This is a genomic window from Amycolatopsis sp. 505 (assembly GCF_031625235.1).
Taxonomy (GTDB): domain Bacteria; phylum Actinomycetota; class Actinomycetes; order Mycobacteriales; family Pseudonocardiaceae; genus Amycolatopsis.
On record NZ_JACKQP010000008.1, the window covers coordinates 169,703 to 187,571 of the forward strand.

Consider the following 17,869-nt stretch of genomic DNA (forward strand, 5'->3'; position numbering starts at 1 on the left):
GGCTACCGCGCGATGCTGCGGTCCAGATCCGGCTCGAGGTAGATCAGCCGGGCCACCGGCACCTTGGCGCGGACGCGGGCCTCGGCGTCGTCGATGGCCGTCGCCACCTCGGCGGTGTCGAGCCCGGGCACCAGCGCCAGCTTCGCCGCGACGAGCAGCTCGTCCGGGCCCAGGTACTGGGTGCGGATGTGGATGACGCGCTCGACCTTGCCCGCGGCGAGCTCGTCGACGATCGTCGCGAGGACACCCTCGTTGGCGCCTTCGCCGATGAGCAGGCTCTTCATCTCGATGATCAGGATGATCGCGATCACGCCGAGCAGCGCACCGATCGCCAGGGTGCCGACGCCGTCCCAGACCGGGTCGCCGGTGACGACCGAGAGCCCGACGCCGAGCAGCGCGAAGACCAGGCCGAGCAGCGCTCCCGCGTCCTCGAGCAGCACCACCGGCAGCTCGGGCTCCTTGGCCTGGCGGATGAAGCCCCACCAGCTCGCGTCGCCCTTGATCTTCCTCGACTCGCCGACGGCGGTGTAGAAGCTGTAGCCCTCCAAGGCGACCGCGACCACCAGGATGATCACGGCGACGATCGGCGATTCGAGCGGCTCCGGATGGCCGATCTTGTGGATGCCTTCGTAGATCGCGAAAGCCGAGCCGAGCGTGAAGAGCATCAGCGCGACGATGAAGGAGTAGAAGTACCGGTCGCGGCCGTAGCCGAACGGGTGCTCCTTGTCCGCTTCCCGCTTCGACGTCTTCTGGCCGAGCAGCAGCAGGCCCTGGTTCGTGGTGTCGGCCAGCGAGTGCACGGACTCGGCCAGCATCGACGACGACCCCGTGACGAGGAAGCCGACGAACTTCGCCGCCGCGATCCCGGCGTTCGCCCCGAGTGCCGCGAGGATCGCCTTGGTTCCGCCTCCAGCTGACACGACCGCTCCCCTGGTAGGTCCTGAAATGTCCGGGTGGAGCCTAATGGGGCCGGTCCCGCCCGGTCGTCACCGGCCGGAGAATCCTGGCCGTCCACCGCGGCCGCCGGTTCTGTCGTACCCCTTCGCTACCGTGGGATTTCCTGTCGGCCTCACCCGGGAAGGTGACATGGCGCACTTCGCCGTGCTCGGTCCGCTCGCCGTCGAAAGCCCGCCGGGCCGGTGGGTGGTCCTGCGCGGGGAACGGCAGCGCACCCTGCTGGCCGTGCTGCTGCTCAACGCCGGGCGGCCCGTCCCCGTCGACGTGCTCGTCGAGGCGCTGTGGCCGGACGGGCCACCCAAGTCGTACACCTCCAACCTGCACACCTACCTCTCGCGGCTGCGCGAGCGGATCGAGGGCCTGCGGGTCGAGCACGGCCCGGCCGGCTACCGGCTGGACGTCGAGCCGGCGGAGCTCGACCTGCTCGTCTTCCGGGCCGCCGTCGCCGAGGGGCGGCGGACCGCGGATCCGGTGGCCGCCGCCGGGCACTACCGGCGGGCGCTCGCGCTGTGGCGGGGGCCGGTGCTGGCCGGGCTGCACGTGCCGCGGCTCGACGCGGACATCGCCCGGCTGGAGTCCGAGCGGCTGGCGGTGTTCGAAGACTGCGTCGACGCGGAGCTGACCGCCGGGCGGCACGGGGAGCTCACCGGCGAGCTGCAGGCCATGATCACCGAGCACCCGCTGCGCGAACGGCTGGCCGCGCAGCTGATGATCGCGCTGCACCGAGCCGGGCAGCAGGGCAGCGCGCTGGAGGTCTACCGGCGGCTGCGCACCACGCTGATCGAGGAACTCGGCGTCGAGCCCGGCGCGGAGGCCCGCCGGGTGCACGCGGCCGTCCTGCGCGGCGAGGACCCGGTGCCGCGCCTGGCGCCCGCGGTGTGGCCGGTGTGCCAGCTCCCGCCGGACATCGGGGACTTCACCGGCCGCGACACCGAGCTGGCGGAGCTGACGGGTGTGCTCGGAGCCGGCATCGGCGTCCCGGTCGCGGTGCTCAGCGGCGAACCGGGAGCGGGCAAGAGCACCCTCGCCGTGCGGGCCGCGCATCGGCTGCGCCCACGGTTCCCGGACGGCCAGCTGTACGTGCCGCTGGCCGGCCGTGACATCGGGGAGGTGCTGGCCGACCTGCTGCGCGCGCTCGGTGTCCCCGGCCCGGCGGTGCCGGACGACGTCCGGGCGCGCGCGGCGGTGTTCCGCGGCCGGCTCACCGACCGGCGGGTGCTGGTGGTGCTCGACGACGCCGTCGACCCCGAGCACGTCCGCACGCTGCTGCCGGGCACGCCGGGCTGCGCGGTGCTCGTGACGAGCCGGCGGCGGCTGAGCGGGCTGGCCGGCGCCCACCGGCTGGCCCTCGGTCCCCTGTCCGGCGCGGACGCCGCCGAGCTGCTGCACCGCCTGGCCGGGGCGCGGGTGGACCGGGAACGCGTCGAGGCCGAGCGGATCATCACCGCGTGCGCGCGGTTGCCGCTGGCGCTGCGGATCGCGGGCAGCAGGCTGGCCATCCGCCCGCACCTGCGGCTCGGCGAGCTGGCCGGCCGGCTGGAGGACGAGGTCCGGCGGCTCGACGAGCTGACCGTGAGCGACCTCGCCGTCCGGAGCAGCATCGCGCTGAGCTACGAAGCCTTGCGTCCACCAGCGCAGCGGGCGTTCCGGCTGCTCGGGCGCTGCCGCCTCGCGGACCTGCCGGCGTGGGCGGTCACCACCCTGGTCGACGACCCGGACGAGGCCGTCGAAGAGCTCGTCGAGGCAAGCCTGCTGGAGGCGCTCGGAGCGGACCAGACGGGCGAAGGTCGTTACCGGATGCACGACCTCGTCCGGCTGTACGCGGCGGAGCTCGACGATCCGGTGCCCAGCGAAGGTCTCCGCACGGTGCTGGCGGCCACGCTCGCGCTCGCCGACGAGGCGGCGGCCCGGCTGCCGCGCACGGTGCCGATGCCGCCCCCGGCTCCCGAGCCGCCCGCACAGCCGTTGCCGGATTCGCTGGTGGAGCGGCTGCTGGCGCGTCCGGACGACTGGTTCGCCGCCGAGCGCGCGAACCTGGTGCTGCTGATCGGCACGCTCGGCCCGCGGGACGCCCTGCTGCTGCTCGACCGCCTCGGCGTCTACCTCTACCTGCACGGCCAGTACGCCGACATGCGGGCGGCGTACGAGTCGGTGTCGGCCGCGGATCCCCCGCTGGCGACGGTGGCGGAGGCGACGCTGACGCTGCTGCGGCACGCGCGCGGCGAGTACGAGGAGGCGGCGGTCCGTTATCGGGCGTGTGCCAAGGAACTGGAGTCCGCGGGCGATCGCCGCACGCACGCGTGGGTGTCGGCGAACTTGGCGCACTGCTTGATCGGCTTGGGCCGCGCGGAGGAGGCCCTGGAGGCGGCGGCCCACGCCCACGAACTGTTCACAGTGGACGGTTCCGCGGCCGAACTCGGCTGGGTCCGGGCGGCGGAGTCGGCGGCGTTGCTGCGGCTGGGCCGGATTTCCGACGCCCACGAGGTCGACCGGACGGCGCTGAGGGCGGCTCGTTCGTCCGGCGACGCCCGGGTGATCGGCGAGGCCCTGCACGGGTTCGCGTGGTCGTCCCTGCTGACGGGCGACGACGCGGGCGCGCTGGCGGCGATCGCGGAGTCGGTGGAGCTGCTGCGCGGGACGATGGCGCGTTCGGCACTGGCGAAGTCGTTGCGCACGCATGGCGCCATCTCGGCGGCAACGGGACTGCGGGACGACGCGACGGCGGCGTTCGAGGAGGCACGCGAGCTGGCCCGCGAGCTGGACGAGCGGCCGAGAGAGCTGTCGTGCACCCGAGCCCTGGCGGCGGCTTGGATCGGCGAAGGACGGGCGGCGCAGGCGATCCCGGTGCTGCGCGCGTGCTTGGACGAGTTCCGCGAGATGGGCGGAAGGGCGGCAACAGGGCTGACGTGGCTGGTGTTGCACCGGGCGTATTCGGCGGCAGGCGATTCGTCGGCGGCTGCGGCCGCGGCGACGGAGGCGGCGGAGCTCCTGAACCCCCGCGACGCCAGCGCGGCCGCGTTGAGGCGGGCGCTGTTGGCACTGACCGAGCGGGCTTAGCGGCGCGGCCCTGGCTGGGCGGACGGCGCGACAGGTCTGGCCGGCTCGGCAGACCTGGCCGCCTCGGCGGGCGCAGCCTGCTGGCGGACGGGCCAGTCGGGGAGGCGGGCCAGGGCGCACCAGGCTTCGATTCTCGCCGGGCACGGCCGGGTTACCACCGCACACCAAGCCCGCCTTCTCGAGCCGCCAGGGGCCGCCGCGGGCGAGACGGGGTGGTGCTGCCCCCTCACCGCACCACCCGTCTCGCCGCGGCCTGCCGGGGGTGGCCTCCTCGCCGGCGGCCGCTCCCCTCGCCCCCCTGCCAGGTGGCCGCAGCCTCGTGCCGGGTGCCGCCCCCTCGCAGCGCCCTTCAGCCAGTCGGCCGCCGGAGTGGTGCCGCCCCCTCGCAGCGCCCTTCAGCCAGCCGGCCGCCGGAGTGGTGCCGCCCCCTCGCGGCACCACCTGCAGCCCACGGACGCCGGGCGATACTCGACCGGCGCCACCCCCAGCGGACCCGGCGGCGCGCATCAGCGCACCAGGGTCCCCCCTTGGTGTTGATCGTGGCGGAGGCCGCCACACGGAACGCACACAGAAAGGCCCAGCCTCGAACGTGAGTCAGTCTTCGCAGGTGCCCGCCGTCGCGCGGAAGAGCTGGGCCCGCTCTCCGCCCGTCGCGCGGATCCGGACCGGCGGGTCCGCCGCCGGCAGCCAGACCGACTGGCCCCGCCTCAGCTCGACCCTCTCGCCGTCGTCCGCCGTCACCAGCAGGGCTCCCGCCGTGCACAGCAGGATCTGGGGCCCGACGCTGTCGACCGAAATCTCGTCGTCCTGGCCCGCCGGCCACTCCACGCGGGACAGCTCGAACTCCGGTGCGTCCGTGCGATACACCGCCATCCGGCCACCCACGTCGCCGCACTGGACTGGCATCTCGCCGCACGCGAAATCCACCACGCGCAGCAGCTCCGGGACGTCCACGTGCTTCGGCGTCAGACCACACCGCAGGATGTTGTCCGAGTTCGCCAGGATCTCCACGGCCGTCCCGTGGAGGTACAGGTGCAGGTTGCCCGCCGGCAGGTAGATCGCCTCGCCCGCGCGCAGCGTCAAGCGGTTCAGCAGCAACGCCGCCAGCACGCCCGCGTCGCGCGGGTGGGCCTCACCCAGCTCGAGGATCGTCCGGCACTCGACCGCGAACTCGCCGTGCTCCTGGACGTGCCGGACACACGCGTCGAGCACCTCCGGCAGCAGCGAATCCAGCGACGGCTGGGGCAGCGTGATCCACGTCGTGAACAGCGCCCGCAGCCCGTCCGGGTCCGGCTGGGCCTCCAGCAGCCCCGTGTACTTCGCCAGCCCCGGCGTCTCGATCGCCTTCAGCAGCTTCACCGTCCGGTCCGGGGTGCGGAACCCGGCCAGCGCGTGGAACTCCGTCAGCGCGCAGACCAGCTCCGGCTTCGCCGTCGGATCCGGGTAGTTCCGGTTCGCCGCGTCCCTCGGAATCCCGAGCTGCTCCTCGCGGGCGTGCCCCTCCGCGGCCTGGGCCGCCGACGGGTGCGCCTGCATCGACAGCGGCTCCTCCGCCGCGAGGATCTTCAACAGGAACGGGAGCCGCCCGCCCCACCGCTTCGCGCAGCGCTCGCCGAGCTGGGTCACCGGGTCGGCGTCCACCAGCTCGAGCAGGCTCCGCTCGGTCCCGTCGGGGCCGATGACGTGCGACGGGTCACCCGGGTGGGCACCCATCCACAGCTCGGCCTCGGGGTGCGGCGCGGGTACCGGACGGCCCAGCAGCTCGGGGATCGCCGTCCGCGATCCCCAGGCGTAGGGCCGCACCGCATTGCGCAGCAGCTCCACTGTCACCTCAACTCCACTCCTTCGGCACCGGCCGCGCCGGTGCTAGGCGGGTCTCACGCCGTCGCGGGGGCGAAGCGGCCCGCGCCGCCGATGCTGCCCGCCGCCAGCCCGAGATAGACCGCCGCCAGTTCGAACCGCAGTGCCAGCACCGCGGCCCGCACGATTTCGTCGGCCTCGATCTCCTCGGCCGGCGCGATGACGTCCGCACCCGGCAGCAGATCCTCGGCTTGGTAGCGCGCCGCGTCCGTGGCCGGACCGGTCCGCACCGAGAGCAGCAGCACCCGGGTGGGGATGTCACCAGAGGGATCGTCCGGATCGGCGAAGATGTCACGCTCCGCGCCACCTGATTGCGCCGCCCGCCGCAATGCGGGGCGCGCCAGGGCCTGACGATAGTCCTCGACGTCGCACACCGTGGCCGCGTGGGCGGCGAATGCGTGCGCAGCGTGTTCGCCGACGGCGACCGCGACCGGGTCCAGCCCCCACAGCAGGGGCACGCGGTCGGCGACGCGCAGCGCCAGGGCCTTGGCCGGGTTCGCGAACGACTCCCGCGCGAGGTAGTCCTTTTCGGCTTCGAGGTCCAACTGGTCGGCCAGCACCTGGACGTCGGAGATCAGCAGGCCCAGCGCGTTCGCGGTGAGCAGCCCGGCGGCCAGGCCGCGCGGGAACGCGAGCTCCGGCGGCACCGGGATCCGCGGCGCCAGGAGGATGCCCTTGCCGGCCACGGCGGCCGCCACCGGGCCTTCCGACGGCGCCGAAAGCACCACCGAGGCGCCGTAGCGGGCGGCGCGCTCCAGCGACGCGGCGAGTTCCCGGTCACCCGGGTCGTCGGTGTGCGCGAACACGACGTCGAGGGCGCCGATCCAGCTCGGCACCACCTCGGCGACGACCACCGGGACCGGGCACGACGGCGCCAGCAGGGCGGCCAGCAGCCGCGTCAGCGTGCGGCTCACCCCCGGCCGGTCGATCAGCACGACGGCGCGCGGGCGGCCCATGTCGAGCCGCTCGGACAGCTCCAGTTCCGCGGCGAGCTCGGCGGTCGCCCGCACCTGGGCGCCCGCCATCGCGGCAGCCCGGAGCAACCCCGCGCTGTCGGCCTCGGCCAGGCGCGCGGGGTCGTCGAGCAACGAGTCGTCAAGCACTGTCGGCATCGGGATTTCCGCTGTCACCCGGCAGGGTCGCTTCGTCGAGCAGCAGCACCGGGATGCCGTCACGGACCGGGTACACCCGGCCGCACTCCGTGCACGTCAGCGCGTCGGCCTCGGGGTCGTCCGGGGCGCCCGGCCGGAGCGGGGCGTGATCGGGCGACGGGCACGCCAGGATCTCGAGGAGCTGGGCGTCGAGCGTGATGGCCATGGTTCCTCCATACCACGCGAGAAGGTGTGGTGAAGGGCACTTCAAGGACACAGTTCGGCCCCGCGGCCGCCCTTCACCGTGGACGGTCAGTTGCGGATGATCGCGAGTACTTCGTCCACCAGCCCCTGCACGGCTTCGGCGTTCGCGGCCTCGACGTTCAGCCGGAGCAGCGGTTCGGTGTTCGACGGGCGCAGGTTGAACCAGGCGCCGCCGGGCAGCTGCACGGTCAGGCCGTCCAGCTCGTCGATCTCGACGCCGGAGCGGGTGCCGAAGGTGTCCTTGACCGCCATCATCTTCGCGACCTGGTCGTCGACCGTGGAGTTGATCTCCCCCGAGGCCGCGTAGCGGGAGTACGCGCTGGTCAGGTCGCTCAGCGGGCCGGTCTGCTCGCCGAGCGCGGCGAGGACGTGCAGCGCCGCCAGCATGCCGGTGTCGGCGCGCCAGAAGTCGCGGAAGTAGTAGTGCGCGGAGTGCTCGCCGCCGAAGATGGCACCGGTCTTGGCCATCTCGGCCTTGATGAACGAGTGCCCGACGCGGGTGCGGACCGGCTTGCCGCCGTGCTCGGCGACGATCTCCGGGACGCCCTTGGAGGTGATCAGGTTGTGGATGATCGTGCCGCCCGGGTCCTTGGCCAGCTCGCGGACGGCGACCAGCGCGGTGATCGCGCTCGGCGAAACCGGCTCGCCGCGCTCGTCGACGATGAAGCAGCGGTCGGCGTCGCCGTCGAAGGCCACGCCGGCGTCGGCGCCGACCTCGCGGACCTTCGCCTGCAGATCGACGATGTTCGCCGGGTCCAGCGGGTTGGCCTCGTGGTTCGGGAAGGTGCCGTCGAGCTCGAAGTACATCGGCACGACGTCGATCGGCAGCCCTTCGAACACGGTTGGGACGGTGTGCCCGCCCATGCCGTTCCCGGCGTCGACCACGATCTTCAGCGGCCGGCTGCCCGACAGGTCGACGAGGTTGCGCAGGTAGGCGGCGTAGTCGGCGAGGACGTCCCGCTCGGTGATCGAGCCGCGCTGGCCCTCGAACTCGGGCACGCCCTGCTCGACGGTGTCGCGGATCTCGGCGAGCCCGGTGTCCTGGCCGACCGGCGACGCGCCCGCCCGGCACATCTTGATGCCGTTGTACTTGGCCGGGTTGTGGCTGGCGGTGAACATCGCGCCCGGCAGGTTCAGCGAGCCCGAGGCGAAGTACAGCTGGTCGGTGCTGGCCAGCCCGATGCTGACCACGTCGAGGCCCTGCGAGGTGACACCCTCGGCGAACGCGGCCGCCAGGGCCGGCGAGGAGTCGCGCATGTCGTGGCCGATCACCACCGAGGGTGCTTCCGGCTTGATGAGCAGGGCGAACGCGGCGCCGAAGTCGCGGACGAGGTCCGCGTCGAGCTGCTCGCCGACCACGCCGCGAATGTCGTAGGCCTTCACGATGCCCGAAAGGTCTGGCACGCCGTCTCCCCGCGAATAGTCGTCCTGGCGCCCGCTGCGCCGCGCGGAAAGCCTACCGGCGGGGTGAGTGGGTTACGCGTTCAGGCGCGACCGGGCAGCACACGCAGGTGGCCGCGGCGCCCGGACGGGCCCTCCGGCTCGGGCGCGGGAGCCGGTTTGTCGGACCGCCCGGCCTCCCGCACGGCCTCGGCCAGCGCGGTCAGTTCGTCGGCCGACGGGTCCGGAGCGGCGAAGGCGCCTTCGTGCCGGACGACTTCCCAGCCCTTGGGGACGGTCAGCCGCAGCGCGTGGGCTTCGCAGAGGTCGTACGAGTGGGGCTCGGAGGCGGTGGCCAGCGGGCCGACGACGGCGGTGGAGTCGCTGTACGCATACGTCAGCGTGGCCACAGCTGGCTCGAGACAGCCAGTACGCGAACACTTCCGTACGCTCCGCACGAAACGAAACGATAGCGCGTCACCGCAAGCCTGGAGGAGCGACACGCGCTGGGACGTGCGGACCGCATAGACTTCGGGCGTGGCGACGGCACGTGATTACCGACAGCGGCGGCGCTCGCGGCGGGACCGGCACGGCCGGGGCCTGCGCGGGACGCTGTATCCGGCAACCCTGCCCGCCGCCGCGAGCCGCGCGGAGAGGTTCGACGCACTGGTGCTCGACGCACTGGAGCCGATCGAGGCCCGCTGGCGCCACGAGCTGACGAAGCTGGACGTGGCGGTCGACGACGTGCCGGAGATCCGCGAGAACGGCCACTCCCCGGCGGACGGCGTGCTCCACGACGGAGCGGTGCCGTTGTCGAGGCTGGTCCCGGCGGGGGTGGACCGGACGGGCCTGCCGACGCGGGCGCGCATCGTGCTGTACCGGCGGCCGCTGGAGGCACGGGCGAAGGACCCTTCGGAGCTGGCCGAGCTGGTGCACGACGTGCTGGTGGAGCAGGTGGCCGGGTACCTCGGGGTGGAGCCGGACGTCATCGAGGGCGAGTAGGCCAGGGGCGGTGTCGCGAATGACTCATTCGGGACGCCGGAGGTCCGCAATGAGTCATTCGCGACCTCCGGCCGGGCATCGAACCCGGCGGGTGGGGGCGCTGGCCAGGCCGGGCACGCTGCGCTCCGGCGGCCGGAGGCGCAAGGCGGCCGCGACATCGCCACGCGCGGACCGGCGGCCGGGAGCGCGAGGAGACCAACGACGTCACCAGACCTCCCCCGCCCCTCATCCCAGCCATCCCTTCAGTCGGCGACCGGGTGTGTCAAGGCACGCTTTCCCGCCTTGACACACCCGGGCGACGACTGAGAATCCCACCGGAGGGGCGGGGGAGGTCGGACCCGCCCTGCCGCGGCAAAGATTTCTGCCGCGGCAGAAAAGACAAAAGCGTCCTCGCCGGACAGGCAGGCTCCGGGATGACCACCCCTTCGCGCTGTCAACCCAGGTTGGGTGGGTGGGCCGCGGGGTGGTCATCCCGTCGCCTGAACTGAGGCCTATCACTTTGAGCCGGGCCCGCAAGCTTGCGTCGTCGGCCCGCTCCGCGCTGTGGGTTGCGGGCCCGGCTCAAAGCGATTTTCACGGCCTCAGGCGACGGGATGACCACCCAGCTCCTCAGTTGTGAGCTGGGCGCCGGGCCGGGACCGCCGTCAAAAGCGTGAACAACACCGCCGCCAGTTGGGCCAGCAAGAGCAGATTGCGCTCTGTTCCCGGGTACTCCACCGTCACCTCTGCTGGCTCCTGGGGTACCGATACCGCCACCTGGTGGCCCCAGGCCGGGACGATCGGGACCGGTTTTCCGGCCACCGTTGCCTTCCAGCCCGGCTCCTGCTCTGCCGCCAGCACCAGGAGCCTTCCCGTTGGTCCCTCCGACACCCGGACGCGCACGTCCGGGAGGTCCGCCCGGACCGGGGCCACGCCCTGGGCATTGCCCGGTGCGCCACCTCCGGTGACCGCCGCCTTGGCCAGTTCCGGGGAGATCAAGATCACCTGGCCCGCCGGAGGCACCAGACGGAGCACGCCGCGGCCGTCCGAGGTCGGGGCCGCCACCGAGAGCAGGTCCTTTGCCAACGGTACGTACGCCTGCGGGTCGACTCCGGGCGGGAGCACCACGAACTGGACACCCGCCGCCGCGGCCGCCGCCAGGGCTCCCTGGACCGCCGGTGCGTCTCCCTGGCCCAATGCCTTGCGCCACGCCGCCAAGCGGGCCGGGGTTCCCGGGGTCGGGGCGAGCTCGTCGTCGCCGTAGTGCGGGAGGCGGCCGGCGATCTGGCGCGTTGCGTCCTGGGCCACGTCGAGCACCGATCGGCCGGAGGCCGCCAGTTCCGCCGAGACCTCCGGGGCCAGCGACGGCCGGTCGCCCGCCCGCAGCGGCCCCTGGGAGCCGACCACCACCGCGCCCGCCGCCAGGGCCAGGAACACCGCCGTGCCGGCCACCGCCATCACCTTCGGCAGCCATGGTGCCGGGACCGCGGCCGTGCCGCCGCGCTGCCAGGATCCGAGCACCACCCAGAGCAGCCCGGCGCCGATGATCAGCAGCGGCACACCGACGTACCCGTGCGATGGCGCGCCGCCCTGCATCGGGGGTGCCGTCACCAAGCGGACCAGGACCAGGCCGCCCGCGCCCAGTGCCGCGAGTGCGAGCCCGCCGGCCGCGAGCTTCGTCGGGCGGACGACCACCGCCACCAGGGCCGCCGCGATCACCGCGACGCCGATCGGCCAGGCTCCCGGCCCGCCCGGGTCGAGCCCGGCGAGGTCCGTGCCGGAGACCGGCGAGGCCGCTCCGCCGAGGCCCTGGACGAGCAGTTCCGGGTGCTTCAGCAGCACCGTCGGCCACGGCAGCAGCAGGGCCAGCGGCAGCAGCACCACGATCCCGACCGACGCGATCCGGCGCGCCAGCCCGGTCGGTGCGGGCAGCACCACGAAGCCGATCAACAGCCCGGCCAGCGCGAGGCCGTGCGCCAGCGGCGAAAACGCGCCGAGCAGCGCCACCCCGAACGCCGACAGCGCGGAGATGTGCAGCCAGCGCGTGTCCGCGTGCACGAGCAGCCCGGCGATGCCCGCGGCCACCAGCGGCAGCACCAGGTGCACCACGACGACGTCGAGCCGGCCCTGCGCCACGCCGGCGGTCGCGGCCGGCAGCAGCGCGTACGTCGCCGCGACGACCGCGCGGACCCAGCGGCGTACGCGGAGCCGCCTCGTCGCCGCGTACGCGCTCAACGCGGATAGGGGGATGTCGCCGATGAGGAGGATCGCCACCAGCGCGGCGGGCCCGCCGATCGGCGCGAACACCGCGCCCAGCGTGCCGAGGACCGGCACGGCGGCCGACGTCGGCGCGCCGGTGCCGCCCGCGATCGCGTGCCACGGTGTCAGGTACGACGCCCAGAGCTCCCCCAGCCCGCCGACCGGGAGCAGCTTGCCGCCGAAGAGGTCGAGGCCGAGCCGGGCGCGGTTGACGACCAGGCCGAGCGCGGTCAGCACGACGAGCAGGACCACGGGCGGTGCGAAGATCGTCGCCGCCAGCACGCGGCGGCGGTTCACCTCGACGAAGACGAGTTCGGGTTCCGGCTCTTCGGCTTCGGGAGCGTCTTCGGGAATTGTTTCGGCCGCCGGCGCCGGGGTTTCCGGCAGCGCCACGGCGACCAGCGTGCCCGGGCGGCGCAGCCCCGACCCGCGCGAGCTGACGCCGCGCAGCGCGCCGGCGGGCAGCGCGTCCGGGCCGACCGGACGGTTCTCGCGGGCGTCGAGCGCTTCCGGCGTCACCCACGCCGACTCGGGTTCGACCGTCTCGGGAACCCGGCCGAGTGCGACGTCGTTCTCGACGCCGCGGCGCACCAGGCCGACGACGCCGGCGCGGACGGCGTTGCGCAGCCGCGTCCAGCGTCCGGTGAAGAGCCCGCGAACCGTGCCCGGCCGCGGATTCCGCCGCCGGCGGGCGCGGGCGGCGCGCAATCCGCCGCGTCCACTGAGGAGGTACGCGATGGCGGCGAACTCGGCCCGCGCTTCCCCGGTGCGGCGCAGCAGGACGAAGGCCAGCGCGCGCAGCACCGCCAGCAGCGGGAGCCGGATCATGCCGAGCCAGAAGGAAAACGGCGAGCAGTTCACCAGGAACACGCGCAGCCCGTGGGCCCGGTTCGCGGCGGGCAGGGCGCCGGGGAGCGCGTCCGCCGGACGCCGTCCGGTGGTCACCGCGCGGGCGTGGCGGACCCGGGCGAGCGGCACGGACAGGACCATCCCGCCGGCCGCGTTCGCGCGCCAGCCGAAGTCGAGATCCTCGCGCAGCAACGGGAAATCGGGGTCGAAGCCGCCGAGGGCGTCCCAGGCGTCGCGGCGCACGAGCGAGCCCGCACTCGGCACGGCGAGCACTTCCAGGGGATCCTCGCCGGTGGTGGCGACCTGCTGGCGGTGCCCGGAGGCGTCGGTGGACAGGCCGGCTTCGACGATCAGCCGCGGATCGGTCCAGTCGAGACCGAGCGAACCGAGCACGGTGGCCGACGGTTCCTTCGTCGCCACGGTCAGGAGTTGTTCGAGGCAGTCGGGTTCGGGCGCGCAGTCGTCGTGCAGCAGCCACAGCCAGGAACCGGGGTCGCCCCAGCGCTCGGTGGCGTGCGCGACGGCTTCGGCGACCGCGGCCGCGAAGCCGGTCTCACTCGACAGTGTGATGACCCCGGAGAGCACAGGGGAAGAATCGAGCCCGGGGTCCTCGGCCGCTTCGGCGAGCAGCCGCGGGGTCGCGTCGGTGGACCCGGTGTCCACGGCGAGCACGTGCCGGGGCCGGACGCTGCTGCGGCGCAACGCGGAAAGCGCCAGCGGCAGCCAGTTTTCGCCGTCGTGACAGACCACAATGGCCAGAACGGGGGCGGTGCGCGGGACGGTCGGCGCGGCGGTGCGGGGCAACGAACGCTCCAGATCAGGCGGGGAGTCGGTGCGGCCACCCTACGGCCCCGGTCCGTCACCCGATGGTGAACCCACGTCTGTCCACCACGGCGAATCACCGGTGACGCCGAGCATCACCGGTGATTCCCGCTCAGACTGCGCGTTTCTTCAGCTTGCGGCGCTCCCGCTCGGACAGACCGCCCCAGATGCCGAAGCGCTCGTCGTGGGCCAGTGCGTACTCAAGGCACTCGTCCTTGACCTCGCAGCCCAGGCAGATCCGCTTGGCTTCCCTGGTGGAGCCGCCCTTCTCGGGGAAGAACGCCTCCGGGTCCGTCTGCGCGCACAGGGCGCGTTCCTGCCAATCCTGCTCTTCTTCGGTGGCATCGATGAGCTCGGTGAGATCTCCCAGAGCCTGCTCCGGGATCTCGCCCCAACCCATGACGTGCCCCCATTCCTTCCCATCGGCTTCCAACCGCACGTCCGCCTCCTCGCTCCCTAGCACTCCCCAGGCTGGCGGTGGTGAAACGACACTCGCCGTCCCCTCTCGGCGGCGAATGACATCACTGTGATTACACCCGTGTAGTGCGGTCAGGTCAAGCGGAGTAGCGAGTTCGGGGGACGTTCCGGCCCGATCGCGCAAGGGGACACGCCGGTAACTTCACACCGGGCATACGGAAGACTGGAGCACGTGCAGAAGTCAGCAGTGCGCCCCAGCCCGGTCTTCCTCGGCATCCTCGCGCTCACCGTCGCCGGTGGCGCCATGGCCGCGTTCGGTGACATCAACACCGTTTTCGTCCGCGACCGCGACCCGCTGCTCATCGCGGGCGTGGTGATCTTCGTCGCCGCCGGCTGGGTGGCGTCGCTGTCGCTGCACGAGTTCGGGCACGCGATGGTCGCCTACCGCGGCGGGGACTACAGCGTCGCCCACAAGGGTTACCTGACGCTGGACGTCCGGAAGTACACCGACCCCGTCCTGTCGATCATCCTGCCGCTGATCTTCCTCATCATCGGCGGCATCCCGCTGCCGGGCGGCGCGGTCTGGATCAACCGCGGGGCGCTGCGCTCGCGCGGGACGTCGTCGTGGGTGTCGCTGGCCGGGCCGCTGAGCAACCTGGCGGTCGGCGCGGCCCTGGCGCTGGTGGTCGCGCTGGTGCCGATGGCGGGCGGGCTCGTGATCGCGATGTCCTACCTGGCGCTGCTGCAGGTGGTGACGTTCCTGCTCAACATCCTCCCGATCCCGGGCCTCGACGGCTGGGGCGCGATCGAGCCGTACCTGCCGCCGCGGGCGCGTGAACTCGGCGCGCAGGTCCGGCCGTGGGCGCCGATCATCCTGTTCGCGGTCCTGTGGTTCTTCCGCCCGGCGAACAACGCGCTGTGGGACGGCTCGTACGCCATCTTCAACGCCTTCGGCGGGTACGTCGACGGCGCCAAGATCGGCTTCAGCGTGTTCCAGTTCTGGAACTGAGGTTTGCCGCGGGCTCCGCGCGGGAATGATCAGCGCGGAGCCGGCGCGTGCTCGGTCAGCCAGCCGTGCGCGCGCTGCCAGGCTTCCCGCAGTCCCGACCGTTCGCTCAGGTAGCTGCCCGCGACGCCGACGACCGGCACCTTGCCGATCGCGCGGTGCAGCAACCGCCCGCGCGGCCGCTTCTCGAGCTCTTCGGTGAGTTCGCGCAGGCTCCGGCCGAGCCGCCACAGCGTGCCCGCGGCGGCACCGACGGTGGCCTTGCCGTGCTTCCGTTCCGACGCGGCGAGGTCTTCGGTCAGCCGGGCGGTGGCCCCGGCCTCGGCGGCTTCGTCGTGGCCGGCGGCGAGCCCGGGCGGGATGTCCCGGCCGAACAGCACCCAGGCGATCAGCCGCACGCGGGTACCGACGTCCGCGACGCCGTATTCCCCGGCGATGGCGCACAGCAGCAGTCCTTGCGACGCCGCGCCGACGGTGTCCTGCACCGGCACCCGGTCGGCGAGCGCGCCGCCGAGGCCGGGCACCGCGGTCAGCACCGCCGCGAACCGGCCGACGCGGTTCATCCACCAGCTCGACCGCTCGTGGCCGGTCATCCGCGTCCAAGCGTCCGTGCCGGGCACCTTCACCGACGTCACCCCGTTGACGAGCTTCGCCTTGAGGCCGGACTCGACGCCGGCGAGGTCCTCCGCGCCCCGCGCCTGCAGCCCGAACGGATCGGCGTCCCGCAGCGAGTCGAGCACCGGCCCGCAGGCCCGCACGAACGGCCGCAGCACGGCCACGATCTGTCCGTCGGAAATGGTCACGGTTGTCGTCCTTCCGGCCGCCGGACCCGGCGCCGGTGCGCCGGGCGTGGCCAGAGTCGGCGCCGCGACCGGCGTTGTTACGGGGTCCGGTGCTCGGTCAGCCAGACGTGCGCCCGCTTCCAGACCACGCGCAGGCCCGACCGCTCGCCGAGGTAGTCCCCCGCGGCCCCGACGACCGGCAGCATGCCCAGCGCCCGGTGGAAGAGATTGCCGCGCGGCCGCTTCTCCAGCTCCTCGGTGATCCCCAGCAGCCCCCGGCCCAGCCGCCACAACGTCCGGCCCGCCGCCTTCACCGTGGCCTTGCCGTGCTTCTTCTCCGACGCCCTCAGTTCCTCGGTCAGCTTCGCCGCTTCGTCCGCCTCCGCGGCTTCGTCGTGCTCCGCGTGCTTGCCCGCCGCCAGGTCCGGGTCGATGTCGCGCTCGAAGAGGACCCACGCGATGAGCCGCACCCTCGTGCCGACGTCGGTCACCCCGTACTCGCCCGCGATAGCGCACAGCAGCAGGCCCTGGGACGCCGCGCCGAGCGTGTCCTGGACCGGCAGGCGGTCGGCCAGCGCGCCGCCCAGCCCCGGGATCGACGTCAGCAGCGCCGTGAAGCGGCCGACGCGGTTCATCCACCAGCTCGACCGGTCGTAGCCGGTCATCCGGGCCCACGCCGCCGTGCCCGGGACCTTCACCGATGTCACGCCGTGGATCAGCTTCGCCTTCAGCCCCGAATCGACCTCGGCCAGGTCCTCCGACGCGCGCGCCTGCAGGCCGAACGGGTCGGACTCGCGCAGCGCGTCCAGCATCGGCCCGCACGCCCGCACGAACGGCCGCAGCACCGCCACGACGTGCTTGTCGGAGATCGCCTCAGCCACGTCCCGGTCCCCTTCCCGCCCGGCGCGGTGCGCCGCCCAGCACCATCGCGCCCGGCAGCGCGCTCGCGCCGAGCAGCAGCAACGCCCGCCAGTCCTGGATCAGCACCAGGTCACCGCCCGGGCCCAGCATCCCGACCCCGAACACGACGAGCACCCACACGGCCAGGGGTACCCACGAAAGCCCGGGTCGCACCAGCTTCGCCGTGGTCCACACCAGCCACGGCGTGGTGACGGCGCCGACGAGCACCGTCACCGGCAGCGGCACCACGCCGATCCGCAGCGGCAGGAAGAACAGCTCCAGCAGCGCGAGCAGCACCGTGTCGGCGACGAGCAGCGCGAGCAACAACCCCCGCTCGAGCGTCAGCTGCTCCTCCACGGTCACAGCCCGCCGAACAGGTCGTCCGCCGCACCCTCGGCCGGGCCGTGGGCCAGGACGAAGAAGTCGCGCCCGAGGATCGGCTGGGCGAGCTCGTTCGTGAGCGCGAAGTACGGGAGGCCGTCGTCGACCACGGTGAGCTGGGTCGCGTGCGCGCGCAGGGCCGCCAGCTTCGCCGGGAGGTGCGCGGCGACGTCGAGCACGGTGGTGATCTCTTCGTCGGGCGTCACGGGCAGCTCGTCGTCGTCCGGGACGGTGAACACCGTGTCGTGCTCACGCAGCGCGGCCAGCCCGGCGCGCACCGCGTCCCGCGACGCGACCGTGTGGAAGACCCGCTCCACCGACTCCGCCCGCGGCGCCGCGGCCATGGTGATCTCGTGGGCCCGGATGTGGTCGGGGTGGCCGTAGCCGCCGAAGGCGTCGTAGGTGACGACGACCTGGGGCCGCACCTCGTCGATGAGTTCCGCCAGCTGCGCGGCCTGCTCGTCGATGCTGCCGCCGGTGAACGCCCGCGGGTGCGACGCCGACGGCGTGCCCGCCATGCCCGAATCGCGCCACCGGCCGAGCCCGCCCAGGTAGCGGTGCCGTGACACGCCCAGCGTGGCGCAGGCGGCCTTCAGCTCGGCGACGCGGTAGCCGCCCAGCTGGTCGGCGGCCCAGGCGCCCAGCCCGGCCAGCTCGGGCAGGCCGGCCATGATCTCGCCTTCCTCACCCAGCGTGCAGGTCACCACGGTCACCTCGGCGCCTCCGGCGGCGTATCGTGCGATCGAGGCGCCGGTGGTGATGCTTTCGTCGTCGGGATGGGCGTGGACGAACAGCAGCCGTCGGGATACCGGGGAGATCACGGGTTGAGCGTAATTCCCGTGCTCCGACCTTCGTCGGGGACA

At 73.3% G+C, this 17,869-nt stretch carries 15 protein-coding genes; 3 read left to right on the plus strand and 12 right to left on the minus strand.

Going from position 1 to position 17,869, the window contains the following annotated elements:
- Positions 1–2 precede the first annotated feature (2 nt).
- Positions 3–920 carry a cation diffusion facilitator family transporter gene (locus H5965_RS28615; RefSeq protein ID WP_310973485.1) on the minus strand — a complete coding sequence of 306 codons (918 nt, stop codon included), beginning with the start codon at positions 918–920 and terminating at the stop codon, positions 3–5.
- Positions 921–1,086: 166 nt separating this feature from the next.
- Between H5965_RS28615 and H5965_RS28620 the strand changes: the two genes are divergently transcribed.
- Positions 1,087–4,014, plus strand: a complete 2,928-nt coding sequence (locus tag H5965_RS28620) for a BTAD domain-containing putative transcriptional regulator (RefSeq protein WP_310973487.1) — start codon at positions 1,087–1,089, stop codon at positions 4,012–4,014.
- A gap of 594 nt (positions 4,015–4,608) precedes the next feature.
- On the opposite strand, the gene manA is transcribed toward H5965_RS28620, so the two are convergent.
- The 5 genes from manA to H5965_RS28645 all read right to left on the minus strand — a co-directional run bounded on the left by manA (position 4,609) and on the right by H5965_RS28645 (position 9,067).
- Entirely contained in the window at positions 4,609–5,838 is a 1,230-nt protein-coding gene (gene manA, locus H5965_RS28625) for a mannose-6-phosphate isomerase, class I (protein ID WP_310974167.1), read from the minus strand.
- Positions 5,839–5,891: 53 nt separating this feature from the next.
- A complete protein-coding gene (locus H5965_RS28630; RefSeq protein WP_310973489.1) occupies positions 5,892–6,986 on the minus strand; it encodes a hypothetical protein in 1,095 nt (364 codons plus the stop codon).
- Positions 6,970–7,191: a Trm112 family protein gene (locus H5965_RS28635; protein ID WP_310973491.1), complete on the minus strand. Its 222-nt coding sequence runs from the start codon at positions 7,189–7,191 to the stop codon at positions 6,970–6,972. Before H5965_RS28635 ends, H5965_RS28630 begins: the two co-directional genes overlap by 17 nt.
- A gap of 86 nt (positions 7,192–7,277) precedes the next feature.
- Positions 7,278–8,633, minus strand: a complete 1,356-nt coding sequence (locus H5965_RS28640; protein WP_310973492.1) for a phosphomannomutase/phosphoglucomutase — start codon at positions 8,631–8,633, stop codon at positions 7,278–7,280.
- An 80-nt stretch (positions 8,634–8,713) separates the two neighbouring features.
- Complete coding sequence (locus tag H5965_RS28645; RefSeq protein WP_033261311.1) at positions 8,714–9,067, minus strand: DUF3499 domain-containing protein; 354 nt, start codon at positions 9,065–9,067, stop codon at positions 8,714–8,716.
- Between the two features lie 79 nt (positions 9,068–9,146).
- Here H5965_RS28645 and H5965_RS28650 point away from each other — a divergent pair, with 79 nt between their 5' ends.
- Positions 9,147–9,611, plus strand: coding sequence for a metallopeptidase family protein (locus H5965_RS28650; protein WP_103341201.1), 465 nt, complete (start codon positions 9,147–9,149; stop codon positions 9,609–9,611).
- Between the two features lie 609 nt (positions 9,612–10,220).
- Here H5965_RS28650 and H5965_RS28655 read toward each other — a convergent pair.
- Together H5965_RS28655 and H5965_RS28660 are read right to left on the minus strand one after the other, a co-directional pair.
- On the minus strand, positions 10,221–13,502 hold the full coding sequence (locus tag H5965_RS28655) for a glycosyltransferase family 2 protein (RefSeq protein ID WP_310973496.1): 3,282 nt from the start codon (positions 13,500–13,502) through the stop codon (positions 10,221–10,223).
- 130 nt (positions 13,503–13,632) lie between these two features.
- Entirely contained in the window at positions 13,633–13,920 is a 288-nt protein-coding gene (locus H5965_RS28660) for a WhiB family transcriptional regulator (RefSeq protein ID WP_167385067.1), read from the minus strand.
- A 264-nt stretch (positions 13,921–14,184) separates the two neighbouring features.
- On the opposite strand from H5965_RS28660, the gene H5965_RS28665 reads away from it, so the two are divergent.
- Positions 14,185–14,946 (plus strand): site-2 protease family protein, encoded by a 762-nt coding sequence (locus H5965_RS28665; protein WP_310974169.1) that lies wholly within the window; start codon positions 14,185–14,187, stop codon positions 14,944–14,946.
- 29 nt (positions 14,947–14,975) lie between these two features.
- Here H5965_RS28665 and H5965_RS28670 read toward each other — a convergent pair whose 3' ends face one another.
- From H5965_RS28670 to mshB, 4 genes are all read right to left on the minus strand, one after another.
- On the minus strand, positions 14,976–15,746 hold the full coding sequence (locus H5965_RS28670; protein ID WP_310973498.1) for a hypothetical protein: 771 nt from the start codon (positions 15,744–15,746) through the stop codon (positions 14,976–14,978).
- A 77-nt stretch (positions 15,747–15,823) separates the two neighbouring features.
- Positions 15,824–16,606: a hypothetical protein gene (locus tag H5965_RS28675; protein WP_310973499.1), complete on the minus strand. Its 783-nt coding sequence runs from the start codon at positions 16,604–16,606 to the stop codon at positions 15,824–15,826.
- Complete coding sequence (locus H5965_RS28680; protein ID WP_310973502.1) at positions 16,599–16,988, minus strand: hypothetical protein; 390 nt, start codon at positions 16,986–16,988, stop codon at positions 16,599–16,601. The genes H5965_RS28675 and H5965_RS28680 overlap by 8 nt, the downstream gene beginning before the upstream one ends.
- A complete protein-coding gene (mshB, locus tag H5965_RS28685) occupies positions 16,985–17,827 on the minus strand; it encodes an N-acetyl-1-D-myo-inositol-2-amino-2-deoxy-alpha-D-glucopyranoside deacetylase (RefSeq protein WP_310973503.1) in 843 nt (280 codons plus the stop codon). Before mshB ends, H5965_RS28680 begins: the two co-directional genes overlap by 4 nt.
- Positions 17,828–17,869 lie beyond the last annotated feature (42 nt).

Coding starts and splice junctions, on each gene's coding strand:
- H5965_RS28635 (WP_310973491.1), bottom strand. CDS start 7,191: ATGGCCATCACGCTCGACGCCCAGCTCCTCGAGATCCTGGCGTGCCCG.
- H5965_RS28620 (WP_310973487.1), top strand. CDS start 1,087: ATGGCGCACTTCGCCGTGCTCGGTCCGCTCGCCGTCGAAAGCCCGCCG.
- H5965_RS28660 (WP_167385067.1), bottom strand. CDS start 13,920: ATGGGTTGGGGCGAGATCCCGGAGCAGGCTCTGGGAGATCTCACCGAG.
- H5965_RS28630 (WP_310973489.1), bottom strand. CDS start 6,986: ATGCCGACAGTGCTTGACGACTCGTTGCTCGACGACCCCGCGCGCCTG.